We start from the raw sequence: 23,459 nt of genomic DNA on the forward strand, positions 1-23,459 counted from the left end.
GGTTTCTTCCGGTCCGGCACCACCGAACGCACGGGGAGGGCACGGGGTGCGCACACGGGGACGCATGATCGTGGCTGGGCTGGCCGTCGCCGGCCTGATCGGGGCCGCCGTCGCGGTGACCACCGCGGACGGGGCCGAGCGCCCCGCGGTGACCGCCGCCGCGGCCGAGGAAGGGCTGGGCAGCGCGACAACCAGCGGACCGACCGCGCCACCCGGCGCGACCGCCTCCGGTGGAGCCGCGCCCGCGCGGCAGACGGAGCCCGAGTCGGAGCCGAACCCCACCTCCGGGCCGGTGCGCGCCCGACCGTCCAGGGTGGTGGCTCAGGCGGCGCCCGCATCGGTCGAGTACCTGCGGGGTCGCTACGGGATCTCCGCGGCCGAGGCGGCCCGGCGGCTCGCCCTCCAGGAACTCTCCGCGCCCCTCGCCGCCCGGCTGACCGAACAGGTCCCGCGTTCGTACGGCGGCATGTGGCTCGACCAGGCGGCCGGCGGCGTGCTCACGGTCGGAGCGACCGACGTCGCGGCGGTCCAGGCGGCTGTGCCCGACGTACCGGACCGGACGCACGTCCGGGTGGTCGCCGTGCGGCACACGCTGAGTCAGCTTGCCGAGGCCGCGGCCGGTGTCGCCGCCGCGCTCGACGCGTCCGCCGGCTCGGACGTGGTGGTGGACCAACAGGCCAACGAGATCGTGGTGCTCACCGGCGACCGGATCGCGGCGGACGAACCGCGGCTGGCTGAGGCGCGTCGCGCCGCCGGGGTGCCGACCCGGACCCAGGCCCGGACCCCGGCGACCAGCGTGCAGAAGGCGTGCGACCCGCGCTACTGCCCGCAGGCGCCGATGCGCGGCGGCATCCGCCTGGACGTGCCGCGCGACGACGGCACCGTCGGCGGCTGCACCACCGGCTTCAACCTGATCGTCGGCGTGCGCGAGGCGTACGTGCTGACCGCGGGGCACTGCGTCGTCGGCGGACGGCATCAGCAGGTGGACCGCACCTGGCACCAGTTCCTCGGCCCGAAGGTGCCGGTGAACGTCGAGGCGCCGAGCCCGGCCCTGGCCGAGAACGCCTACCCGTACGACTACGCGATCATGCCGTACCAGACCGGGGCGCTCTCCCGATGGGCGTACCCGCGGGGCGCCACCGCGGGGCCCAGCCTGGTCAACTACTGGTGCGTTTCGGACAACAAGCAGTGCGCCACCCGCGGCAGCCGGGACGTGCCGATCACCGGCTACGTGCCGTGGAAGGACATCCAGAGCGGTTGGGTGGTCTGCGCGACCGGGTCGGCGTACACCCCGAAGGCCGGTGAGCTGTACGTCGACTCCGGCGCCGGGGCCGGCTACGTGCCCGGCACCCGGTGCGGGGAGATCACCGGCAAGAGCAGCGGCGGCATCGACGTCCGGATCTGTGCCCGGCCGGGAGACAGCGGCGGCCCGCTGTTCACCGAGGCCGACGGCAAGGCGCTGGGCATCCTCTCGAACGGCGACCCGGGGCAGGGAGCCTGCACCAACCCGAACGAGCGGAACTTCTACGCCCCGATCTCCACGATCCTCGAGCGGGCGAACGCCCGCAGCGACCCGAGGCTGCGGATCCGGCTGGCCACCTCGGGCCCGGTGGACGGCCCGGTCGCCCGCTGACGTGGCCAGCCGGCACAAGCCGGTCGGCTCACCAGCGGTCGACGTGCAGCGGTTGCCGGCTCCAGAGCAGCTCGTCGGGGCTCAGCGGGGGCGTCGGCAGGAAATCCATCGTGGCACGCGCGTTAACCCGTGGTCCGGCCGTTGGCCCCTGCCTACGATCGCAGGATGACCGATACGGCAAGGACGGCCCGCGCCAGCGTCCCCGAGCGTCCGACCCTGGACGGGCTCGAGGAGACCTGGGCGCGCCAGTGGCAGGAGGAGGGCACGTACGCGTTCGACCGCTCGAAGGTGACCGTTCCGGTCCCGGACGCGACGTCAGACGCGCCGAGGCGGAACGCTCGCAGGGCCGACGTGTACTCGATCGACACTCCGCCGCCGACCGTATCGGGCGAGCTGCACATGGGGCACGTCTTCTCGTACACCCACACCGACACGACGGCGCGCTACCAGCGGATGCGCGGCAAGGCGGTCTTCTACCCGATGGGCTGGGACGACAACGGCCTGCCCACCGAGCGCCGGGTGCAGAACGTGCACGGGGTGCGGTGCGACCCGGCGTTGCCGTACGACCCGGTGTGGCGGCCACCGGCGACCCCGATCGACGAGGCGGCGCGCCGCGACCCCACCCCGATCTCGCGGCGCAATTTCATCGAGCTGTGCGAGCGGCTGACGGTCGTCGACGAGCAGGCCTTCGAGGCGCTCTGGCGGAGGCTCGGGCTCTCCGTGGACTGGTCGATGACGTACACCACGATCGGCCGGGTGGCTCGGGCGACCAGCCAGCGGGCGTTCCTGCGCAACCTGCACCGGGGTGAGGCGTACCAGGCGGAGGCGCCGACGCTGTGGGACGTCGGCTTCGCCACCGCGGTCGCCCAGGCCGAACTGGAGGACCGGGAACGGCCCGGCGCCTACCACCGGCTGCGGTTCACCGGGCCGGACGGGCTGGAGGTGCTCATCGACACCACCCGTCCGGAGCTGCTGCCGGCCTGCGTGGCACTGGTCTGTCATCCCGACGACGAGCGGTACGCCGACCTGGTGGGCGGCACGGCGCGCAGCCCGCTGTTCGGCGTCGAGGTGCCGGTGTACGCCCATCCGCTGGCCGACCCGGCCAAGGGCACCGGCATCGCGATGGTCTGCACGTTCGGCGACCTGACCGACGTGACCTGGTGGCGCGAGCTGCGGCTGGACACCCGGGTGGTGATCGGCCGGGACGGCCGGCTGCTCCCCGAGCCGCCGGCCGGGGTGCCGGCGCAGCCGTACGCGGCACTGGCCGGGCAGACCGTCAACGGTGCTCGCCGGGAGATCGTCGGCATGCTCGCCGACGCGGGTGACCTGATCGGCGAGCCACGCCCGATCACCCACCCGGTCAAGTTCTACGAACGCGGCGACCGGCCATTGGAGATCGTCTCGACCCGGCAGTGGTACCTGCGCAACGGCGGTCGGGACGCCGAGCTGCGGGCGACCCTGCTGGCCCGGGGCGAGGAACTGCACTGGGTGCCGGCGCACATGAAGCACCGCTACGACAACTGGGTGGGCGGCCTGACCGGCGACTGGCTGGTCAGTCGGCAGCGCTTCTTCGGGGTGCCGGTGCCGGTGTGGTACCGGCTCGACAACGCTGGCGAGCCGGACTGGTCCCAGCCTCTCACGCCGGACGAGTCCGCGCTGCCGGTCGACCCGTCCAGCGACCCGGCCCCCGGCTACGACGAGTCGCAGCGTGGCCGGCCGGGCGGCTTCGTCGGCGACCCGGACGTGCTGGACACCTGGGCCACCTCGTCGCTGACCCCGCAGATCGTCGGTGGCTGGGAGACCGACCCGGAGTTGTTCGCCCAGGTCTTCCCGATGGACCTTCGCCCGCAGGGGCAGGAGATCATCCGGACCTGGCTCTTCGACAGCGTGGTCCGATCGCACTTGGAGCACGGGGTGCTGCCCTGGCGGGACACCGTGCTCTCCGGGTGGATCCTCGACCCGGACCACAAGAAGATGGCCAAGTCCAAGGGGAACGTGGTCACCCCGCTGGCGTTGCTGGAGCAGCACGGCTCGGACGCGGTGCGTTACTGGGCGGCCAGTGGCAAGCCCGGCATGGACCTGGCGTTCGACCCGGCGCAGATCAAGGTGGGCCGGCGGCTGGCCACCAAGCTGCTCAACGCGTCGAAGTTCGCGCTCGGGTTGGGAGCCGCGGACGCGCTGCGCACCCCGGCGACCGCGCCGCTGGACCGGGCCATGCTCGCCGAGTTGGCCACCGTGGTCACCGCCGCGGGCGACGCCTTCGACTCCTACGACCACACGGCGGCGTTGCAGGCCACCGAGGCGTTCTTCTGGCGGTTCTGCGACGACTACATCGAGCTGGTCAAGGACCGCGCGTACAGCACCGGCGCGGCGGCCGACTCGGCCCGGGCCGCACTGGCCTCGGCGCTGTCGGTGCAGTTGCGGCTGTTCGCCCCGGTCCTGCCGTACGTCACCGAGGAGGTCTGGTCCTGGTGGCGGTACGGCTCGGTGCACCGCGCGCCCTGGCCCACCACGCACGAGGTGGCCCGGACGATCGAGGGGACGGGCGAACCGGCGCTGCTGCGGCTGGCCGGCGACGCGCTGAGCCAGGTGCGGCGGGCCAAGTCGGAGCGGAAGCTGTCGATGAAGGCGGAGGTGCCGCTGGCCGAGGCACTCGGCCCCGCGGCACTGCTGGACCAGCTCACCCTGGTCGCCGACGACCTGCGCGCGGCCGGCCGGATCGGCAAGCTCGACCTGCTCCCCGACCGCACAACGGAGCTCGTCATCGCCTGCGCCTTCTGAGCCGCAAGGAAGGGCCCCTTCTTAACGCCTGGTGTATAGGAAGGGGCCCTTCCTAACAGCTCACCAGCCGCGCAGGAAGCGCAGGCCGAGCAGGAACGACACCACCGCCGGGCCGACCAGCAGGGTGATCGCCTGGAGCCGGTACGGCATCCGGTGCCGGGTCAGCTCGACGGCGTTGCCCAACACGATCGCCCCGGCCAGCATCAGGAACGCACCCCACCAGCCGGTCTCCAGGTGGATCAGATCCACCCGGATCAGTTGCAGGGTCAGACCGAGCAGCGCGCCGGTGAGCGCGAGCAGGGCCACCGCCCGGTGCAGGCCACGGGCCAACGGGTGGGCCGCCCGCCACAGGTAGGTGCCGGCGACCGCCAGGCAGGGCAGCACCACCAGCGCCGGCCAGCCCTGACCCATCACCCCGAACATCAGCAGCGCGCCCACCGCGAACACCAGCGTGCCGACGCAGGCGATGACGTACCCGGCGAAGGCCGGGCCCCCGCGCCGGGCCAGCAGCGGCCCGCCGCTGGCCGCGATCAGGGCGCCCGGGATCAGGATGAACCCGGCCCACCAGTGGAACCGCCCGCTCCCCTGGGCGGCCGTCGCGACCGTGGCGCAGGCCAGCCCGGCGACGGCCAGGCTGGTCAGCCAGGGCCGGCTGCTCCGGGAGTACGGCTCAGCCAACGACGTCCGCTCCACTTCGACGCTCACGCCCACCAGCCTGGCCCGCGGCGCCCCTGCCGGTCCATCCGGCCAGCCCTACCGCCGGGCGGTGGCTGGCCGGAACAGCACCTCGCACCCGGTTCAGCTCGTCTCGCCGGCCACGCTGAATGAGCGCAGGCGGTCGACGGCCAGCACGGTGAAGCCGATGCTGATGAGCGCGGTCATCACCGACGCCACCGGCACCGACACCGTGGTCTCCAGCAGCCCGGTGGGGGCGAGCCGGTCGGCGAGGGCGATCACGTACTGCTGGATGGAGAGCACCTTGGTGCCGCTGACGAAGTTGCCCAGCAGCCCCTCCCAGATCAGCACGTAGACCAGGCCGAGGAGCACCGGCCGCCGGGTGACCAGGCTGAGCGCGAGGAACAGCGCCGAATAGGCCAGCGCGCCGAGCGTCGCCGCGGCGGCGAGCGCCAGGCCGAGGCGTACCGAATCGGCCAGCACGCCCGCGACGTAGAGCGGCAGCGCGACGGTGGCCGCACTGACCCCGGCGGCCACCGCGAGCTTCGGCAGGACGATCTGCCAGCGCGGCAACGGCTTGGTCAGGATGTGCACCACCGTGCCGTCGTCGATCTCGGCGCCCAGCACACCGGTGCCGATGATCAGCGCCACCACCGGCAGCACCACGGCCAGCCCGAGGCCGACCAGCACCGGCGGGCCCCACTCCCCCGGGTCCACGCCCAGCGACCGGCAGAGCACGGCCAGCCCGAGCAGCACCAACGGCAGCGGGAGCAGCAGCAGGAACCGACGCCGGCCGAAGAGGCCGCGCGCGGTGATCCAGGTAATGGTCGACATGTCAGGCCTCCACCAGGTAGGAGAAGACGCTCTCCAGGGACTCGTCGGACGGCACCAGCTGGCGCACCCGGATGCCCCGGGTCAGTGCGATCCGGGGCAGCGCCCGGGTGAAGGCACCGTAGTCGCCAGCGCGCACGGTCAGGCCGGTGCGGTCCAGCTCGACGCCGCTCACCGACGGTTCGGCGATCAGCGCGACGGCCAGCGCCCGGTCGTCGGTGGAGCGCACCGCGAAGACGTGCGGGCGGTTGGTCATCAACCGGCGGATGGTGCGGAAGTCGCCGGAGGCCGCCAGTCGGCCGGCCACCATCACCTGCACCGTGCCCGAGACCTGCTCGACCTCCTCGAGGATGTGCGAGCTGAACAGGATTGTCCGGCCGGCGTCGCCCAGGGTGTGCAGCAGCTGCATCATGTGCAGCCGCTGGCGCGGGTCCATGCCGTTGAACGGCTCGTCGAGCAGCAGCACCTGCGGGTCGTGCACCAGCGCGGCGGCCACCCGGGCCCGTTGCCGCATGCCCTTGGAGTACGTGCCGATCCGGCGGTCCTGCGCCGACTCCAGCTCCACCAGGTCGATGGCCCGCCGGGCCGCCGCCGCGGGGTCGGCCAACCGGTGCAGCTTGGCGCTGGCCAGCACGAACTCGTACGCGGTGAGGTAGCTCTGCACCGCCTCCCGCTCGCTGACCAGCCCCAGCCGCCGGTAGACGTCGGGGTTGCGCCAGGTCGGCTCGTCGTCGAGGGTGACCGTGCCCCGCGACGGGGATAGGAACCCGGCCATCATGTGCAGCAGCGTGGTCTTGCCGGCGCCGTTCGGGCCGAGCAGCCCGGTCACTCCCGGGCCGAGCGTCATGCTGATGTCGTTGACGGCGACCACGTTGCCGTACCACCGGGACACCCCGGTCAGGCTCAGCGTGCTCATCAGGAGGCGACCTTCCGGTAGCGGGCCAGCAGGAGGGCGGTCGCGCCGGCGACCAGCAGCACCGCGGCCAGGGCGTAGACCGGGCCGAACCCGCCGATCATCATCTCGCCCGGATCGCCCTCGACCAGCAGGTCGCCCAGCGACCAGATGCCCACCCCCTGCACCAGCGTGGAGGGTGAGGCGATCCCGGCCAGCTCGTTGGCGGTGTGCGACGGCAGGATGCTCAGCACCCCCACGATCGGGGTGGTCATCAGGAAGACCGCGACCACGCCGCCGGCGGCGAAGGCGCGCTTGCCGGTCAGCGACGCGACCAGCAGCCCGACCGAGGCGAAGACCACCGCCCACAGCCCGGCGTAGAGCAGCCCGGGCAACAGGTCGAGCAGCTCGTTCCAGACCCCTCGCATGCCCTCCTTGGTGGTGAACGCGGCACCGAGGAACATCACCAGCTGCGGCCCACCGAGCAGCAGCCAGAGCGCGGTGACCAGCGCCAGCAGCTTGGCCAACGCGTAGTCGGAGCGGGGCAGCGGCCGGGAGAAGTACAGCGGCAGGACGCCGCTGCGCAGGTCGCGGGAGACCAGCTCCGGTGCGGCCACCGCGACGAAGAAGAGGACCAGCCAACTCATCGAGTCGGCGAACTGGGCGTACGTGGCGACCGGCTCGCCGATCTGGCTGCGTACGGCGGCCAGGGCCACCGCGACCAGGGTGACGATGCCGACCACCAGCCAAGGGAAGATCTTGGCCTTGGCGCTGCGCCCGAACCCGAACGTGGTGCGCACCCCGTGCAGGTAGAGCGCACCGAAGACGTGCCGGCGCCTCAGCCGTGCACCCTCGTAGCGCTGGTAGCCGATGTCGTGGATGACACCGGTCGGCGTGGGGCGCGTCGCTGTGGTTGACGGCTCAGGCATGGGACAGCTCCCTCGTGGCGAAGAGTTCGGCCACCCGGTGCCGGCGCTGGTCCAGTCGGTGCAGCGGCAGGTTCAGCTCGGCGACCGCGCCGAGGATCAGGTCGTAGGTGCTGTCGTCGGCGAGCGGCACGAGCAGCAGCCGGCCGTCCCGCGCCACCGGCAGGTCGAGCGCGGCGAGCCGGGCGGCGAGTTCCTCGGTGCCCTCGCTGACCTCCACGGCCAGCACGTCGGTGGCCGAGGTCATCGCGGAGATGTGGTCGGCGCGCAGCAGCCGGCCGCCGTCGATGGCGATCAGCGTGTCGCAGATCCGTTCCACCTCGCCGAGCAGGTGCGAGCAGACCAGCACGGAGATGCCGAACTCGGTGCCGATGCGGTGCACCAGCGCCAGCATCGCGTCCCGGCCGGCCGGGTCGAGGCCGTTGGTCGGCTCGTCGAGCAGCAGCAGGTCGGGATCGTGCACCAGCGCCTGCGCCAGCTTGACCCGCTGCTTCATGCCGGTGGAGTAGCCGCCGACCGGGCGGTAGCGCTCCTCGTAGAGCCCGACGTGCCGCAGCGCCTCGGAGGCCCGCTCGCGGGCCGCGGTACGCGGCAGGCCGCTCATCCGACCGAGGTGGGTGACCAGCTCGGCGGCGGACAGGTCCGGCGGGAGGCAGTCGTGCTCGGGCATGTAGCCGACCCGGGCGCGGACCGCCGCCGGGTCGGCGGTCGGGTCGATGCCGAGCACCGAGACCTGACCGCTGGTCGGGGTGATCAGGCCGAGCAGGATCTTGATCAAGGTGGATTTGCCGGCGCCGTTCGCGCCCACCAGGCCGATGATCCCCGGCTCGACGGCGACGGTGAGGTCGGCGAGCGCGGTGACCCGACCTCCGTACGTCTTGGTGAGCGACTGGGTCGCGATCAGTGTCACGGTGCCCAGCGTAGGGATTCGATGCCCACCGCGGACACCGGCACGCCCCCGGCGCTCCCCTGATCCTCGCGGCGGCCTACCCCTAGGGTGCGTTCTCGGGTGCGGGCGACGTTTGCGCCGGTCCCGCGTTCGGCCCGACCCCGGCGCCGGAAAGACCCGGTCCGGGTGGCACGATTCACTTCCCGTTCACCGGTCAGTTGTTCCGGTCTTCCTCGCTGACGACTGGTTCGCCGACCTGCCGGGCCGACGGCGCGTCGCCCCGGATCCGGGACGAGCGGAGGATCTGGAACCGGCTGCGTTCGGCGGCGGGTCGCCGGATCCGCCGTTGACCCGTCCGCCCGGGTTGTGGAGTGGCGGCCTCGACCGATCGACGGTCGGCTGCGAAACTGTGTGCCGGTCAGCGAGTGGGGGGTGTGGATGAGCAACGGCTGGATGCTGCCCGACGAGGTGCTCCGGGACGCGCCGGCGTACACGCCACGTCCCGGCGAGCTCGCGGATCTTGAGCTGCTGCTGACCGGCGCGTACGCCCCCCTCACCGGCTTCATGACCCGCGCCGACCTGGTCTCCGTCAGCCGGCGTGGCCGACTTGCCGACGGCACGCCGTGGCAGGTCGCCGTGACTCTCCAGCTACCCGCCGCGCTGGCCCAGGGCTTCGATCCGCGTGACCCGGCCCGCCGGGCGCTGGTGCTGACCGACGGCGAGGGCGCGCCGGTGGCCGCTCTGGACGTGGCGGACGTCTGGCCGGTACGCGAGGGCGTGGCCGGGGTGGGCGGCCAGGTCCGGCGGCTGGGTGACGGTGGCCACGGCCCGTTCCTGCGGCTGCGCCGCAGCCCGGAGGAGGTCCGCGCACTACTGCCGCCGGGCCGGGTGCTCGGGGTGATCGCCGACCGGCCGCTGCACCGGCCGCAGCTTGCCCAGATCGCCCACGCCGCGCGCACCCTGGCCGCGCACGTGCTGGTGATTATTCCGGTCGGTGAGGGTGGCGTCGCCGGGCTCCCGCCGGAGGCTCTGGTGCGCAGCGTCTTCGCCGCCCGGGACCGGATGCCACCGGCCACCCTGGTCGCGGTGCCGCTGTCGCACCGGCGGGAGGAGATCGCCGACGCGCTGCTGCGGGCCCGGGTCTCCGCCGCGTACGGGGTCACCCACCTGCTCTCCACCGGCGAGATGCTCTCCGGAGCCGGGCTGCGGGTGCTGGTGCCGCGCGAGCTGGCGTACGACAACCGGGACGGTCAGTGGCGCTGGCGGGAGGACATCCCGCCGCGGACCCGCCGTCTCGCGCTGACCCAGGAGGAGATCGACGACCTGCTGGACCGGGGCTTCCCGCTGCCGGAGTGGCACACGCCGCCGGCGGTGGCGAAGGAGCTGGCCCGGGCCCGGCCGCCGCGCCGGCACCAGGGTCTCGTGGTCTTCCTGACCGGCCTCTCCGGCTCCGGCAAGTCGACCATCGCCCGTGGTCTGGCGGACGTGTTGCGCGAGAGCGGCGACCGGACGGTGACCCTGCTCGACGGGGACGTGGTGCGCCGGGAGCTCTCCGCCGGGCTGGGCTTCAGCAGGACCGACCGGGATCTCAACGTCCGGCGGATCGGCTGGGTGGCGGCCGAGATCGCCCGGCACCGTGGGGTGGGCATCTGCTGCCCGATCGCCCCGTACGCGGCGGCCCGCGCCACCGCTCGGGAGATGGCCCTGGCCGCGGGGGCCGGTTTCGTGCTGGTGCACGTCGCCACCCCACTGGAGGTGTGCGAACAGCGGGACCGCAAGGGCCTGTACGCGCGGGCCCGGGCTGGTCTGCTCACCGGCATGACCGGCATCGACGACCCCTACGAGGAGCCGGCGGACGCCGACCTGGTGGTGGACACCACCGACCTGAGCGTGCCGGAGGCGGTGCAGGCCGTGCTGCAGCACCTGACCGAGACCGGCTGGGTGGAGATGAAAACTCCGTCCGCCTGAGGCGGCGCCGTACCCCGTTCCTTCCACCGCTGCCGGCTACGCGCTAGTGTTCATCTTTGTTGGAACACGTTTGACCGCGTGAGAGTACGTGGACCCGGGAGGCACGGCGGATGCTCGCTCAGCAGCGGCAGGCGGCCATCCTGGAGCGGGTCCGGTCGACGGGCGGCGTCCGGGTGACCGAGCTGGCCATCGAGTTCGGCGTCTCCGACATGACCATCCGGCGCGACCTGGAGGCGCTGCACGAGCGCGGCCTGCTCGCCAAGGTGCACGGCGGCGCCACGGCGGCCGGCCCGAGCTCGACCGACGAGCCGGGCTTCCACGCCAAGTCGGTCCGCCAACTGCCCGAGAAGGCCGCGATCGCGGACCGGGCGGCCCAGCTGGTCCGGCCGGGCGCCGCGGTCGCGCTCTCCGCCGGCACCACCACCGCCGAGCTGGCCCGGAGGCTGGTGAACGTGCCTGGCCTGACCGTCGTGACCAACTCGCTGCCGGTGGCCGAGATCCTGCACGCCGGCGGTCGGCCGGATCAGACGGTCGTTCTCACCGGCGGCGTACGCACTCCCTCGGATGCGCTGGTCGGCCCGCTCGCGGTCGGCGCCGTCCGGACGCTGCACCTGGATCTGCTCTTCCTCGGGGTGCACGGCATCAGCGAGCGGGCCGGCTTCACCACCCCGAACCTGATGGAGGCGGAGACCGACCGGGCACTGGTCGCAGCGGCGGACCGGCTGGTGGTGCTCGCCGACCACACCAAGTGGGGCACGGTGGGCATCTCCTCGATCGTCGAGCTGGCCGCGGCGCACGTCCTGGTGAGCGACGACCGGTTGCCTCCGCCCGCGCGACGGGTGCTCGAGGAACAGGTGGGGGAATTGATCATTGTGAAGGCAACGGGGGCGGCCGCATGACGCGCATGCCGACGAGTGAGGGGACGGCGCAGTGAAGCGCACCGCGATCGACCTGGCCGACGGCCGGGAGCTGATCTACTTCGACGAGCGTGACGACGCCGTCCGCGACCAGCCGGACCGCCGGGACCTTCCGCCGCCGCCTCCCGCGTCCCAACTGCGCTACGACCCGCTGACCGACGAGTGGGTGGCGGTCGCCGTGCACCGGCAGACCCGCACCTTCCTCCCGCCGGCGAACGAGTGCCCGCTCGACCCGTCGGTGGGCGACCGCCTGACCGAGATCCCGGCCCCCGACTACGACGTGGTGGTCTTCGAGAACCGCTTCCCGTCGCTGAGCGGCCGGGTGGCCGACGAGCCCGGGGAGATCACCCAGTTCACGCCGGTCCGGCCAGGCCTCGGCCGCTGCGAGGTCGTCTGCTTCACCTCGGACCACAACGCCTCCTTCGCGAGCCTCTCCCCGCGCCGGGTCCGCACCGTGCTGGACGCGCTCGCCGACCGGACCGAGGTGCTCGGCGAGCTGCCCGGAGTGGAGCAGGTGTTCTGCTTCGAGAACCGGGGCGTCGAGATCGGCGTCACGCTGCACCACCCGCACGGGCAGATCTACGCGTACCCCTTCGTGACGCCGCGCACCCGGGCGCTGCTGGCAGCGGCACGGCGGCACGCCGAGCGGACCGGCGGGGGCAACCTGTACGCGGACATGCTGGCCGCCGAACGCGCCGCCGGCGACCGGGTGGTCGCTGAGAACGAGCACTGGACGGCGTTCGTGCCGGCGGCGGCCCGCTGGCCGTTCGAGGTGCACGTGGCGCCGCGGCGCGTCGTGCCGGACATCCCGGCGCTCAACGACAGCGAGCGGGACGCCTTCGGGCCGCTCTACCTGGACCTGCTGCGCCGCTTCGACGGGCTGTTCGACATGCCGATGCCGTACATCGCGGCGTGGCACCAGGCGCCGGTGCGGATCGACCGCGAGCTGGGCCACCTGCACCTTCAGCTGTTCAGCATCCGGCGCGCCAAGGACAAGTTGAAGTACCTGGCGGGCTCGGAGTCCGGGATGGGTGTCTTCATCAACGACATCTCGCCCGAACGCGCCGCCGACCTCCTGCGCGCCGCCTGAGACAGGCCGGAGACAGGGCGCGGGGGGCCCGGGACAGGGCCCCCCGCAGGGAAGGGACGGCTGGCTGTGCACGACACAGCCGGGAAGGCTGGCTGATCGGCACGCATGCCGCGGGTCGACCGCGGTCAACCTTCCTGGACGCGACTGGCATCTCGTCCACCCTGGTCAACGAGGCGCGCCGGCCGGGGTGACGCGGGCGGTGTGTCGACCGCTGACACGCCGGAGCCCGCCGGCGGGTGCCGACGGGCTCCGTTGCTGCGGTACGCCTGGATCAGGCGGCGATCTTGCGCGCCAGGTTCTCGTCGAGCGCGTTCATGAACTCGTCGGTGGTCAGCCACGGGGCGTCGCGCGAGATGAGCAGCGACAGGTCCTTGGTCATCTGGCCACCCTCGACGGTGTCGACGATGACCTGCTCCAGGGTGTTGGCGAACTCGGTCACCGCCGGAGTGCCGTCCAGCTTGCCCCGGTGGGCCAGGCCCCGGGTCCAGGCGTAGATCGACGCGATCGGGTTGGTCGAGGTCTTCTCGCCCTTCTGCCACTGCCGGTAGTGCCGGGTGACCGTGCCGTGCGCGGCCTCGGCCTCGACGGTACGACCGTCCGGGGAGAGCAGGACCGAGGTCATCAGACCCAGCGAGCCGAAGCCCTGCGCGACGGTGTCCGACTGCACGTCACCGTCGTAGTTCTTGCAGGCCCAGACGTAGCCACCCTCCCACTTGAGCGCGGCGGCGACCATGTCGTCGATCAGCCGGTGCTCGTAGGTGATGCCGGCGGCATCGAAATCGGCCTTGAACTCGTTCTCGAACACCTCGGCGAAGATGTCCTTGAACCGGCCGTCGTACGCCTTGAGGATGGTGTTCTTGGTGGACAGGTAGACCGGGTAGTTGCGGTCCAGGCCGTACCGGAACGAGGCCCGGGCGAAGTCCCGGATCGACTCGTCGTAGTTGTACATGCCCATGGCGATGCCGCCGCCCGGGAAGTTGGCGACCTCCAGCTCCATCGGCGCGCCGCCGTCGGCCGGGGTGTAGGTGATGGTCACCGTGCCCGGGCCGGGGACGACGAAGTCGGTGGCCTTGTACTGGTCACCGTGGGCGTGCCGGCCGATGATGATCGGCTTGGTCCAGCCGGGGACCAGCCGCGGCACGTTGGACATGATGATCGGCTCACGGAAGACGACGCCGCCGAGGATGTTGCGGATGGTGCCGTTGGGCGACCGCCACATCTTCTTCAGGCCGAACTCCTCGACCCGGGCCTCGTCCGGGGTGATGGTCGCGCACTTGACGCCGACGCCGTGCTCCTTGATGGCGTTGGCGGCGTCGACGGTGACCTGGTCGTCGGTCTCGTCACGGTGCTGGATCGACAGGTCGTAGTAGTGCAGGTCGACGTCGAGGTAGGGCAGGATCAGCTGCTCCCGGATCTGCTTCCAGATGATCCGGGTCATCTCGTCGCCGTCGAGCTCCACGACCGGGTTGTTTACCTTGATCTTCGCCATCGGCCGGCGCTCCTCTCGGGGGACACGTGCTCAAGCAGTACGAGCGTACTGCAAACAGGCCGGCAGCCCCCAGCCGGCCTCGGCCGGCCGGTGGAAACCGGGCTGCACGGCGCAGGAATCTCCTGACATCATCGCCCGATGCCACTGAGCCGCACCCTCGGGTCTATCACGGTCACCGCGCTCACCGACTCCGAGGGTGCCTTCTTCCAGCCCCGGACGGAGGCGTTTCCGCACGCCACGGCGGCTGACTGGCAGGAGGCCGACCGGCGCGACCCCACCTCGGTGACCGCCGATGGGCAGTGGTGGCTACCGTTCCGCAGCTTCGCCATCCGGGCCGGCGACGGGCCGGTGATCCTGGTCGACGCCGGAATCGGCCCGGCCGACGCGCCCGCCGCGAGCTGGGCTCCCGTGCCCGGTCGACTGCCCGCCGAACTGGCCGCCGCCGGCATCGACCCGGCCGACGTCGACACGGTCGTGCTGACGCACCTGCACAGCGACCACATCGGCTGGGCGGTGACCGGCACGCCGGGGCGGCCGTACTTCCCGAACGCGAGCTACCTGGTTCAGCGCGCCGAGCTGGACGCGGCGGAGACGATCAATCCAGGGCTGCCGGCCGGCCTGGTCGCACCGTTGCGCGCCGCCGGTCAGCTCCGGGAGGTCGACGGCGAGACCACCCTCACCCCGGCGGTACGCCTGCTGCCCACCCCGGGGCACACCCCCGGCCACCAGTCGGTGCTCCTGACCGCGGCCGACGAGCGGATGCTGCTCACCGGCGACCTGCTGGTGCACGCCGTGCAACTGGTCGACCCCGACCTGTCGTACGCCCACGAGGAGGACCCCGACGCGGCCCGCCGTTCCCGCACCACGCTCCTGAAGGCCCTCTCCCCCGTCATCCTGGCCACCCCACACCTGGGCACTCCCTTCACCCCCGCCTAGCCCGCACCAACCCCAGGCCCCCTGCCCCTGCCCCTGCCCCGGTCGATCATGAAGTTGTTGCTCCGACAAGCCGCTTGGGGTCAAGGGTTGAGTGCAATCGTTAAGGCGCGATGAGTTCCGCGAGGCGTTGGGTGGGGGTGGGCCGGGCAGAGGTGGGGCTCGGGCGGGCGGAAGGTGCGCCCCCGGGGGGAGAGGGAGATGCGAAGGGGCGCGCCGGTGGTGCCCGGCGCGCCCCTTCGAGGTTTGTCTGGTGCGGTCACATGTTCGCGACGTCGCCCTGCTTGGCGCGGACGGCCTCGGCGGCCGCCAGGAGGCTGGCCCGCTCGTCGGCGTCCAGGTCGGTCTCGACGACCCGCTTGACGCCCTCGGCGCCGATCTCGGCCTCGACACCCAGGTAGACGCCCGCAATGCCGTACTCGCCGTCGACCCAGGCGCAGACCGGCATGATCTCGCCGGAGTCCTCGGCGACGGCCTTCGCCATCCGGGCCGCCGCGGCGGACGGGGCGTAGTACGCCGAACCGGTCTTGAGCAGCGCGACCACCTCGGCGCCGCCGTTGCGGGTCTTGACGACCAGCTCCTCGATCTGCGCCGCCGGCATCGCCTCGCGCAGCGGCTTGCCGTTGACCGTGCTCTTCGACGGCACCGGGACCATGGTGTCGCCGTGCGAGCCCAGGGTCAGCGTGCGGACCGACGCCACCGGCACGTTCAGCGCCTCGGCGACGAAGTTGCTGAACCGGGCGGTGTCCAGCATGCCGGCCTGGCCGAGCACCCGGTTCTTCGGGAACTGGGTGGCGAGCTGCGCCAGCGCGGTCATCTCGTCCAGCGGGTTGGAGACCACGATGACGACGGCGTTCGGGGCGTACTTGGCGACGTTCTCGGCGACCTGCCGCACGATCTTGGCGTTGGTCTCCAGCAGGTCCATCCGGCTCATGCCCGGCTTGCGGGGCAGGCCAGCGGTGATCACGACGACGTCGGAGCCCTCGATGGCCTCGTAGCCCTCACCGTTCGGACCGGTGGTCGCGCCGACCACCTTGGTCTCGAAGCCCTCGATGGCGCGCGACTGGTTGAGGTCGAGTGCGAGACCCGCGGGCTTGCCCTCCACGATGTCGGTGATCACGACGGTGTCGAAGACGTCGTACTCGGCCAGGCGCTGTGCGGTGGTGGAGCCGTAGAAGCCAGCCCCGACGACAGTGACCTTCTTACCCATGGTCGTCCCACTCCCTGATACCAGTCGGTTTTCCGGACCGTATCAGTCATCCTGGCACCGATCAGGCCAGGGGCGGACGGTTACGGCCTCGTCGGGTTAGGAAGGGCCCCTTTACATGCACCAGGCGTTAACAAGGTGCCCTTCCTTACACGTCAGCCGCGCTCGGCGCGCTCGACGACGTTGGTGAGCAGCATGGCCCGGGTCATCGGGCCGACACCCCCGGGCATCGGGACCAGCGCGCCGGCCGTCTCGGTCACCCCCGGGTCGACGTCGCCGGTGTAGCGGCCCTTGCCGTCCGGGCCGATCACCCGGGTGATGCCGACATCCACCACGACCGCGCCGGGGTTGATCATGTCGGCGGTGAGCAGGCCCGGTACGCCGGCCGCGACGATGACGATGTCGGCGGCACGGGTGTGCGAGGCGAGGTCGAGCGTGCCGGTGTGGCACAAGGTGACGGTGGCGTTCTCACTGCGCCGGGTGAGCAGCAGGCCGAGCGGGCGGCCGACGGTGTTGCCCCGGCCGACCACGGCGACGGTGGCGCCGCGAATAGCCACGTCGTGCCGGCGGAGCAGCTCCACGATGCCACGCGGCGTGCAGGGCAGCGGACCGTCGTAGCCGAGGACGAGCCGGCCCAGGTTGACCGGGTGCAGGCCGTCGGCGTCCTTGGCCGGGTCGATCAGTTCCAGCACCCGTTGGGTGTCCAGGTGGGCCGGCAGCGGCAGCTGGACGATGTAGCCGTGGCACGCCGGGTCGGCGTTCAGCTCGGCCAGCACGTCGTCGACCTGCTGCTGGGTGGCGTCGGCCGGCAGTTCCCGGCGGATCGAGGCGATGCCCACCTCGGCGCAGTCCCGGTGCTTGCCGTTGACGTACGCCTGGCTGCCCGGGTCATCCCCGACCAGGACCGTGCCCAGCCCGGGGATGATGCCACGCTCCGCGAGCGCCTTCACCCGGATCCGCAGCTCGTCCTTGATCTCCGCCGCGGTCGCCTTGCCGTCCAGAAGTGTTGCCGTCACATCCAGATCGTCTCACGGCCGCGGCCCACCGTTCGGACGACCTCGGTCAGGCCGGCTGCCGAGATCCCCGCCACCCGCCGACGGTAACGAAGTGTGACGTGTCGCTCGTCACCCTAAGTGACGATACGTGCAGCCGATCACCACCGAACCAGGCAGGGTGGCGGAGCGGGGTAGAGACCCGGCGTCCGGCGAACAGCAGGCCGGTCGGGCCGATACGACCACACCAGGTACGCGCACCGGCCGGAGAATGGGCAGGTCATTGCCTTTAGACCCGGTTGGCCCTAGCAGATCCCCGAGCGCTCGGCAAGGGAGGGCACCCCGGACCGTTATGCAGCCGCAACCGGGTCGTTGTCGAAGCCAGTGGGCCGACCTACCGTTACCGGTTGTTGCGCAGCGTAAACCCAGCGTCGGGCTTGACTGCGCAGCGTGAGGAGATGAGGAGGCTCAATGCGAGTTCGTAGACTCGCCGCCTGGACCGCCCTCCCGCTCGCGGTGACGCTGGGCCTCGCGGCCTGCGGCAGCGGCGGAGACGGTGGATCCGGCGGCAGCGACAGTTCGGCGGTCAGCATCCAGATCGCCGAGCCCCAGCACCTGGTTCCGACCAACACCACCGAGACGTCCGGGTCCCAGGTGCTCGCCGGCCTGTTCAGCCCGCTCGTCGACTACGACGCCCAGAACCAGCCGTACGAGGTCGCGGCCGAGTCCGTGACGTCGTCCGACAACAAGGTCTGGACGATCAAGCTCAAGGACGGCTACACCTTCCACAACGGTGAGAAGGTCACGTCCGAGGACTACGTCAACGCCTGGAACTACGGCGCGTACGCGCCCAACGGCCAGGGCGGCAGCTACTTCTTCGAGAAGATCGCCGGCTACGAGGACCTGCAGGGCGACAAGCCGAAGGCCAGGGAGATGTCCGGCCTCAAGAAGGTCGACGACCTGACCTTCCAGGTGACGCTCTCCGCCCCGTACATCGACTTCAAGACGATGCTCGGCTACAACGCGTTCTACCCGCTGCCGGACGCCGCGTTCTCGGCCCCGGGGGTGCTCAAGGACTCCTACGAGCAGGCGCCGATCGGGCAGGGCCCGTTCAAGATGAAGGGCGCCTGGCAGCACGACAGCAAGATCGACGTTGAGCGGTACGACGCCTACCCGGGCGAGAAGCCCAAGGTGAAGGACGTCGAGTTCCGGGTCTACCAGCAGCTCTCCGCGGCCTACGCGGACGTGCTGGGCGACAACCTGGACGTGCTGCCGACGATCCCGACCGAGAGCCTGAGCAACGCGCCGACCGACCTGGGCGACCGTTACAAGACCAGCCCGATGTCGTCGTTCCAGTTCCTGGCGTTCCCGACGTTCGACAAGAACTTCAGCAACCCGGACGTGCGTAAGGCCATCTCGATGGCGATCGACCGGGACGAGATCACGAAGTCGGTCTTCAAGGGTTCGCAGGACCCGGCCCGTTCGTTCGTCTCGCCGGTGCTGCCGGGCTACCGGGAGAACACCGCGGGTGCGGCCGGGGAGTTCAACCCGACCGAGGCCAAGAAGCTCTACCAGGCCGCCGGTGGCCCGTCGAAGATCGTCATCTCCTACAACGGGGACGGCGGCCACAAGGACTGGGTCGACGCCACGGCCAACCAGCTGAAGGCCAACCTGGGTGTCGACGTCGTCGGCTCGGCCGAGCCGAAGTTCGCCGACCTGCTCACCAAGGTCGAGAAGAAGCAGTCGGTCGGCATGTTCCGGCTGGGCTGGGTCATGGACTACCCGTCCATGGAGGACTACCTCGGCCCGCTGTACACCACCAACGGCTCGTCGAACTACTACGGCTACAGCAACCCGGAGTTCGACAAGCTCGTCAAGGAGGGCTCGGCCGCGGCCACCCAGGACGAGGCCATCAAGAAGTACCAGCAGGCCGAGGACATCCTGGCCAAGGACATGCCGGTCATCCCGCTCCGCTTCGGCGAGAACGTGTTCGGCCACTCGTCCAAGGTCAAGAACGTCGAGATGGACCTGTTCCAGCGGGTCAACCTCGTCAAGATCGAAGCGGCCGGCTGAGCTGACCATGGTGCGGGCCACCCGGGCGACGACGCCCGGGTGGCCCGGACCGTGCTCCCCGGAGCCGGGCCGCGCACGCGGACCCGGCTTCGGTGGCGCCGGCCTCCCCCCGGGCCGGACGGCAGACATCCCCGATATTTCGGGTACGACCAGAGATGCCGTCCTGCGACCCTTTCGCACATTTCCGGAGAGACTGCTAAGCATGTTCCGCTACATCTTGCGGCGCCTACTGCAGATGGTCCTGGCGTTCTTCGGGACCACCCTGATCGTCTACGCGCTGATGTTCGCCGGCCAGGGCGACCCCATCCAGGCCCTCGCCGGCGAGCGGCCGGTGACCGAAGCCCAGCGGGCCTACCTGACCGAGAAGTACCACCTGGACGCCACCGGCGTCGGCGGCTTCTTCTACCGCTACTTCGACTACGTCAGGAGCCTGCTCCAGGGTGACCTCGGCCAGTCGCTGACCGGTCGCCAGATCGGCGACATCCTGCAGGCGGCCTGGCCGGTCACCGTGAAGCTGGCGCTCATCGCGCTCGCCGTCGCGATCATCTTCGGGGTCACCGCCGGCGTGGTCGCCGGCATCCGTCGGGCCAGCATCTTCGACAACTCGACGCTGGTTCTGACCCTGCTGGTGCTGGGCATCCCGACCATCGTGCTGGCGCCGCTCGCGCAGTACTTCCTGGGCGTCAAGTGGCAGCTCTTCCCTCCCACCGCCGGCTCCGAGCCGACGTTCTACGCGCTGCTGCTGCCGGGCATCGTGCTCGGCTCGCTGTCGCTGGCCACCGCGCTGCGGCTGACCCGCACCTCGGTGGCGGAGAACCTGCGCGCCGACTACGTACGGACCGCCCGGTCCAAGGGGCTGGTCAAGCGCCGCATCGTCACCGTGCACGTGCTGCGGAACTCGCTCATCCCCGTGGTCACCTTCCTCGGTGTGGAGCTGGGCAACCTGATGAGCGGCGCGATCATCACCGAGGGCGTCTTCAACATCCCCGGCGTGGGCTTCAACCTCTTCCGCGGCATCCGCACCGAGGACGGCCCCCTGGTGGTGGGCATCGTCAGCGTGCTCGTCGTGGTCTACCTGGTCTCGAACCTGGTGGTGGACGTCCTGTACGCCGTACTCGACCCGAGGATCCGCTATGAGTGACTTTGAAACTGTGGCGGCCACCGAGAACCAGGCCGCGCGGCGTGGCCCCTCGGGCGAGCCGGGCGCGCCGAACCAGATCGGCGCGCCGAACAAGGCGCGCAGCCTGGCCGGGGACGCCTGGCGCGACCTGCGCCGCAACCCGATCTTCTGGATCTCGCTGGCGCTGGTCGTCGTGTTCACCCTGATGGCCCTGGCCCCCGGGGTGTTCACCGCCAACAGCCCGAGAGACTGCCTGCTCTCCCGGCAGCACGCCGGACCGTCCGGAGGGGCCATCTTCGGGTACGACTTCCAGGGCTGCGACACCTACTCCCGGGCGGTCTACGGCACCCGGGCCTCGCTGCTGGTCGGCGCGCTCTCCGCGCTCGGCACCGGGGTCATCGCGCTGGTGGTCGGCATGCTGGCCGGCTACTTCGGCCGCTGGGTCGACGCGGTCCTCTCCCGGGTGATCGACGTGGTGCTCGGCATCCCGCTGCTGCTCGCCGCGATCGTGCTGCTCAAGCGAGTTGCCAGCGACAGCCAGAACGCCCGGATCGCCGCGGTGATCTTCGTGCTGGCCATCCTGGGCTGGACCACGGCCGCCCGGGTCGTGCGCTCCTCCGTGATCACCGCCAAGGAGCAGGACTACGTGGCGGCGGCCCGGATGCTCGGCGCCGGCAACGGCCGGATCATGTTGCGGCACATCCTGCCGAACTCGCTGGCCCCGGCCATCGTCGTGCTGACCATCGCGCTCGGCTCGTTCATCGCCGCCGAGGCGACGCTCTCTTTCCTGGGCATCGGCCTGAAGGCGCCGACCATCTCGTGGGGCCAGGACATCGACACCGGCCGCATCCACATGCGGGAGGCGGCAACGCCGCTGATCGTCCCGTCGGCCTTCCTCGCGCTGACCGTGCTGGCGTTCATCATGCTCGGCGACGCGATCCGTGACGCCTTCGACCCGAAGCTGCGGTGAGGAACCCATGACCCACTCCACCGTCCAACCCACGCCCGCCTCCGCCACGCCGGTGGGCGGCCACCTGCTGGAGCTCCGGGACCTGCACGTCGAGTTCCGGACCAACGAGGGTGTGGCCCGGGTGATCAACGGCGTGTCGTACCACCTGGACGCCGGGGAGACCCTCGCCGTACTCGGCGAATCCGGTTCGGGCAAGTCGGTCACCGCCCAGGCGATCATGGGCATCCTGGACACTCCGCCCGCGGTCATCCGCTCCGGCCAGATCCTCTACCAGGGTCAAGACCTGCTCACCCGCTCCGAGGAGCAGCGTCGGCAGGTGCGCGGCAAGGAGATCGCAATGATCTTCCAGGACGCGCTCTCGGCGTTGAACCCGGTGTTCCCGGTCGGCTGGCAGATCGGCGAGACGCTGCGCCAGCGCGCCGGCATGTCACGGGGTGACGCCCGCCGGCGGGCCATCGAGTTGATGGACCTGGTCAAGATCCCGGGTGCCGCGAAGCGGATCGGCGACTACCCGCACCAGTTCTCCGGAGGCATGCGGCAGCGCATCGGCATCGCCATGGCGCTGGCGCTGGACCCGAAGGTGCTGATCGCCGACGAGCCCACCACCGCGCTCGACGTCACCGTGCAGGCCCAGATCATGGACCTGCTGGCCGACCTGCGCCGGGACCTCAACATGGCGATGATCCTGATCACCCACGACCTGGGCGTGGTCGCCGGCGTCGCGGACCGGATCGCCGTCATGTACGCCGGCCGGATCGTCGAGCACGCCGACGTCCGCTCGCTGTACAAGGCGCCGGCCCACCCGTACACCAAGGGGTTGCTGGAGTCGATCCCGCGGATGGACGTCCGCGGCCAGGAGCTGTCGACGATCAAGGGGCTCCCGCCGAACCTGATGCGGATCCCCTCCGGCTGCCCGTTCCACCCCCGGTGCCCGTACGTGCAGCAGGTCTGCGTGGACGTGGTGCCGCACGACCTGGTCCTCGGCGACGGCCGGACCAGCGAATGCCACTTCGCGCAGGAGGTCCGTGATGACAGCGCCCGCTAGCGCCACCAAGGTCCGGGGCGAGACCATCCTCTCCGTCGACAACCTGGTCAAGCACTTCCCGATCAGTCAGGGCGTCTTGTTCCAGCGGCAGATCGGCGCGGTCAAGGCCGTCGACGGCGTGAGCTTCGAGCTGCGCCGCGGTGAGACGCTGGGCGTCGTCGGTGAGTCCGGCTGCGGGAAGTCGACCCTCGCCCGGCTGCTGATGCGGCTGGAGACGCCCACCTCCGGGCGGGCCACCCTCGAGGGCAAGGACCTGTTCAAGGCGTCCGGGGCCGAGTTGCGCCGGCTGCGGCGCAACATGCAGATGGTCATGCAGGACCCGTACACCTCGCTGAACCCGCGGATGACCGTCGGCGACATCATCGGTGAGCCGTTCGAGATCCACCGCGACGCCGCACCGAAGGGCAGCCGGGCTCGACGGGTCCAGGAACTGCTGGATGTGGTCGGGCTCAACCCGGAGCACATCAACCGGTACCCGCACCAGTTCTCCGGCGGCCAGCGGCAGCGCATCGGCATCGCCCGGGCGCTGGCCCTGCGGCCCGAGGTGATCGTCTGCGACGAGCCGGTGTCGGCGCTGGACGTCTCCATCCAGGCCCAGGTGATCAACCTCCTGGAGCAGCTCCAGGACGAGTTCGGGCTCTCGTACATCTTCATCGCGCACGATCTGTCGGTGGTGCGGCACATCGCCGACCGGGTCGCGGTGATGTACCTCGGCCGGATCGTCGAGATCGGCACCGAGGACGAGATCTACGAGCGGGCCACCCACCCGTACACCCAGGCGCTGCTCTCGGCGGTGCCGGTCCCGGACCCGGAGGCACGCGAGCAGCGCAACATGATCCGGCTGGTCGGCGATGTGCCCAGCCCGGCCGACCCACCGAGCGGCTGCCACTTCCGGACCCGCTGCTGGAAGGCCCAGGACATCTGCGCCATCGAGGATCCGCAGACCGTGCCCCGCGCCGCGGACCCGCACCCCTCGGCCTGCCACTTCGCCGAACTCCGCCCGGCGGCCCCGACCCTCTGACCCACCC

At 71.2% G+C, this 23,459-nt stretch carries 19 protein-coding genes; 11 read left to right on the top strand and 8 right to left on the bottom strand.

Annotation, left to right across the window (positions count from 1 at the left end; translation table 11 throughout):
• Positions 1-46: 46 nt before the first annotated feature.
• Both KBX63_RS36540 and valS read left to right on the top strand, forming a co-directional pair.
• Entirely contained in the window at positions 47-1,633 is a 1,587-nt protein-coding gene (locus KBX63_RS36540; protein ID WP_210916675.1) for a trypsin-like serine protease, read from the top strand.
• Between the two features lie 165 nt (positions 1,634-1,798).
• A complete protein-coding gene (valS, locus tag KBX63_RS28815) occupies positions 1,799-4,414 on the top strand; it encodes a valine--tRNA ligase (RefSeq protein WP_210916676.1) in 2,616 nt (871 codons plus the stop codon).
• Between the two features lie 60 nt (positions 4,415-4,474).
• Here the strand turns inward: valS and KBX63_RS28820 are convergent, their stop codons facing one another.
• The 5 genes from KBX63_RS28820 to KBX63_RS28840 form a co-directional block, all read right to left on the bottom strand.
• Complete coding sequence (locus KBX63_RS28820) at positions 4,475-5,119, bottom strand: hypothetical protein (protein ID WP_210916677.1); 645 nt, start codon at positions 5,117-5,119, stop codon at positions 4,475-4,477.
• 93 nt (positions 5,120-5,212) lie between these two features.
• Positions 5,213-5,923, bottom strand: a complete 711-nt coding sequence (locus tag KBX63_RS28825; RefSeq protein WP_210916678.1) for an ABC transporter permease — start codon at positions 5,921-5,923, stop codon at positions 5,213-5,215.
• A gap of 1 nt (position 5,924) precedes the next feature.
• Positions 5,925-6,836 carry an ABC transporter ATP-binding protein gene (locus tag KBX63_RS28830; RefSeq protein ID WP_210916680.1) on the bottom strand — a complete coding sequence of 304 codons (912 nt, stop codon included), beginning with the start codon at positions 6,834-6,836 and terminating at the stop codon, positions 5,925-5,927.
• Positions 6,836-7,741, bottom strand: coding sequence for an ABC transporter permease (locus KBX63_RS28835; protein ID WP_210916683.1), 906 nt, complete (start codon positions 7,739-7,741; stop codon positions 6,836-6,838). Before KBX63_RS28835 ends, KBX63_RS28830 begins: the two co-directional genes overlap by 1 nt.
• On the bottom strand, positions 7,734-8,648 hold the full coding sequence (locus tag KBX63_RS28840) for an ABC transporter ATP-binding protein (protein WP_210916685.1): 915 nt from the start codon (positions 8,646-8,648) through the stop codon (positions 7,734-7,736). The genes KBX63_RS28835 and KBX63_RS28840 overlap by 8 nt, the downstream gene beginning before the upstream one ends.
• Before the next feature lie 417 nt (positions 8,649-9,065).
• Between KBX63_RS28840 and cysC the strand changes: the two genes are divergently transcribed.
• From cysC to galT, 3 genes are all read left to right on the top strand, one after another.
• A complete protein-coding gene (gene cysC / locus KBX63_RS28845; protein WP_210916686.1) occupies positions 9,066-10,595 on the top strand; it encodes an adenylyl-sulfate kinase in 1,530 nt (509 codons plus the stop codon).
• Between the two features lie 110 nt (positions 10,596-10,705).
• Positions 10,706-11,494, top strand: a complete 789-nt coding sequence (locus tag KBX63_RS28850; RefSeq protein WP_210916687.1) for a DeoR/GlpR family DNA-binding transcription regulator — start codon at positions 10,706-10,708, stop codon at positions 11,492-11,494.
• Between the two features lie 31 nt (positions 11,495-11,525).
• Complete coding sequence (gene galT / locus KBX63_RS28855) at positions 11,526-12,602, top strand: galactose-1-phosphate uridylyltransferase (protein ID WP_210916688.1); 1,077 nt, start codon at positions 11,526-11,528, stop codon at positions 12,600-12,602.
• 271 nt (positions 12,603-12,873) lie between these two features.
• Here galT and KBX63_RS28860 read toward each other — a convergent pair whose 3' ends face one another.
• Positions 12,874-14,091 carry an NADP-dependent isocitrate dehydrogenase gene (locus KBX63_RS28860; protein ID WP_210916689.1) on the bottom strand — a complete coding sequence of 406 codons (1,218 nt, stop codon included), beginning with the start codon at positions 14,089-14,091 and terminating at the stop codon, positions 12,874-12,876.
• 138 nt (positions 14,092-14,229) lie between these two features.
• Between KBX63_RS28860 and KBX63_RS28865 the strand changes: the two genes are divergently transcribed.
• Positions 14,230-15,027 carry an MBL fold metallo-hydrolase gene (locus KBX63_RS28865; protein WP_210916691.1) on the top strand — a complete coding sequence of 266 codons (798 nt, stop codon included), beginning with the start codon at positions 14,230-14,232 and terminating at the stop codon, positions 15,025-15,027.
• A gap of 256 nt (positions 15,028-15,283) precedes the next feature.
• Here the strand turns inward: KBX63_RS28865 and KBX63_RS28870 are convergent, their stop codons facing one another.
• Both KBX63_RS28870 and KBX63_RS28875 read right to left on the bottom strand, forming a co-directional pair.
• Positions 15,284-16,234, bottom strand: a complete 951-nt coding sequence (locus KBX63_RS28870; protein WP_210916694.1) for a malate dehydrogenase — start codon at positions 16,232-16,234, stop codon at positions 15,284-15,286.
• 152 nt (positions 16,235-16,386) lie between these two features.
• Positions 16,387-17,247 (bottom strand): bifunctional methylenetetrahydrofolate dehydrogenase/methenyltetrahydrofolate cyclohydrolase, encoded by an 861-nt coding sequence (locus tag KBX63_RS28875; protein ID WP_210916696.1) that lies wholly within the window; start codon positions 17,245-17,247, stop codon positions 16,387-16,389.
• A 447-nt stretch (positions 17,248-17,694) separates the two neighbouring features.
• Here KBX63_RS28875 and KBX63_RS28880 point away from each other — a divergent pair, with 447 nt between their 5' ends.
• The 5 genes from KBX63_RS28880 to KBX63_RS28900 all read left to right on the top strand — a co-directional run bounded on the left by KBX63_RS28880 (position 17,695) and on the right by KBX63_RS28900 (position 23,452).
• Positions 17,695-19,296, top strand: coding sequence for an ABC transporter substrate-binding protein (locus KBX63_RS28880; RefSeq protein ID WP_210916699.1), 1,602 nt, complete (start codon positions 17,695-17,697; stop codon positions 19,294-19,296).
• A 202-nt stretch (positions 19,297-19,498) separates the two neighbouring features.
• Positions 19,499-20,437, top strand: coding sequence for an ABC transporter permease (locus KBX63_RS28885; RefSeq protein ID WP_210916701.1), 939 nt, complete (start codon positions 19,499-19,501; stop codon positions 20,435-20,437).
• Positions 20,430-21,386, top strand: a complete 957-nt coding sequence (locus KBX63_RS28890; protein WP_210916703.1) for an ABC transporter permease — start codon at positions 20,430-20,432, stop codon at positions 21,384-21,386. Before KBX63_RS28885 ends, KBX63_RS28890 begins: the two co-directional genes overlap by 8 nt.
• A gap of 7 nt (positions 21,387-21,393) precedes the next feature.
• Positions 21,394-22,431 carry an ABC transporter ATP-binding protein gene (locus KBX63_RS28895; RefSeq protein ID WP_210916704.1) on the top strand — a complete coding sequence of 346 codons (1,038 nt, stop codon included), beginning with the start codon at positions 21,394-21,396 and terminating at the stop codon, positions 22,429-22,431.
• The gene (locus tag KBX63_RS28900) at positions 22,415-23,452 is read left to right on the top strand and encodes an ABC transporter ATP-binding protein (protein ID WP_210916705.1); all 1,038 of its coding nucleotides are present in this window, start codon (positions 22,415-22,417) and stop codon (positions 23,450-23,452) included. Before KBX63_RS28895 ends, KBX63_RS28900 begins: the two co-directional genes overlap by 17 nt.
• The last annotated feature ends 7 nt before the right edge of the window (positions 23,453-23,459 follow it).

This window comes from Micromonospora sp. U21 (assembly GCF_018070045.1).
GTDB lineage: Bacteria > Actinomycetota > Actinomycetes > Mycobacteriales > Micromonosporaceae > Micromonospora.

What these genes read in the sequence shown, in the direction of transcription:
- valS (WP_210916676.1), top strand. Translation starts at nt 1,799, where the DNA reads ATGACCGATACGGCAAGGACGGCCCGCGCCAGCGTCCCCGAGCGTCCG.
- KBX63_RS28825 (WP_210916678.1), bottom strand. Translation starts at nt 5,923, where the DNA reads ATGTCGACCATTACCTGGATCACCGCGCGCGGCCTCTTCGGCCGGCGT.
- KBX63_RS28830 (WP_210916680.1), bottom strand. Translation starts at nt 6,836, where the DNA reads ATGAGCACGCTGAGCCTGACCGGGGTGTCCCGGTGGTACGGCAACGTG.
- KBX63_RS28835 (WP_210916683.1), bottom strand. Translation starts at nt 7,741, where the DNA reads ATGCCTGAGCCGTCAACCACAGCGACGCGCCCCACGCCGACCGGTGTC.
- cysC (WP_210916686.1), top strand. Translation starts at nt 9,066, where the DNA reads ATGAGCAACGGCTGGATGCTGCCCGACGAGGTGCTCCGGGACGCGCCG.
- KBX63_RS28850 (WP_210916687.1), top strand. Translation starts at nt 10,706, where the DNA reads ATGCTCGCTCAGCAGCGGCAGGCGGCCATCCTGGAGCGGGTCCGGTCG.
- KBX63_RS28860 (WP_210916689.1), bottom strand. Translation starts at nt 14,091, where the DNA reads ATGGCGAAGATCAAGGTAAACAACCCGGTCGTGGAGCTCGACGGCGAC.
- KBX63_RS28865 (WP_210916691.1), top strand. Translation starts at nt 14,230, where the DNA reads ATGCCACTGAGCCGCACCCTCGGGTCTATCACGGTCACCGCGCTCACC.
- KBX63_RS28870 (WP_210916694.1), bottom strand. Translation starts at nt 16,234, where the DNA reads ATGGGTAAGAAGGTCACTGTCGTCGGGGCTGGCTTCTACGGCTCCACC.
- KBX63_RS28880 (WP_210916699.1), top strand. Translation starts at nt 17,695, where the DNA reads ATGCGAGTTCGTAGACTCGCCGCCTGGACCGCCCTCCCGCTCGCGGTG.
- KBX63_RS28885 (WP_210916701.1), top strand. Translation starts at nt 19,499, where the DNA reads ATGTTCCGCTACATCTTGCGGCGCCTACTGCAGATGGTCCTGGCGTTC.
- KBX63_RS28890 (WP_210916703.1), top strand. Translation starts at nt 20,430, where the DNA reads ATGAGTGACTTTGAAACTGTGGCGGCCACCGAGAACCAGGCCGCGCGG.
- KBX63_RS28895 (WP_210916704.1), top strand. Translation starts at nt 21,394, where the DNA reads ATGACCCACTCCACCGTCCAACCCACGCCCGCCTCCGCCACGCCGGTG.
- KBX63_RS28900 (WP_210916705.1), top strand. Translation starts at nt 22,415, where the DNA reads ATGACAGCGCCCGCTAGCGCCACCAAGGTCCGGGGCGAGACCATCCTC.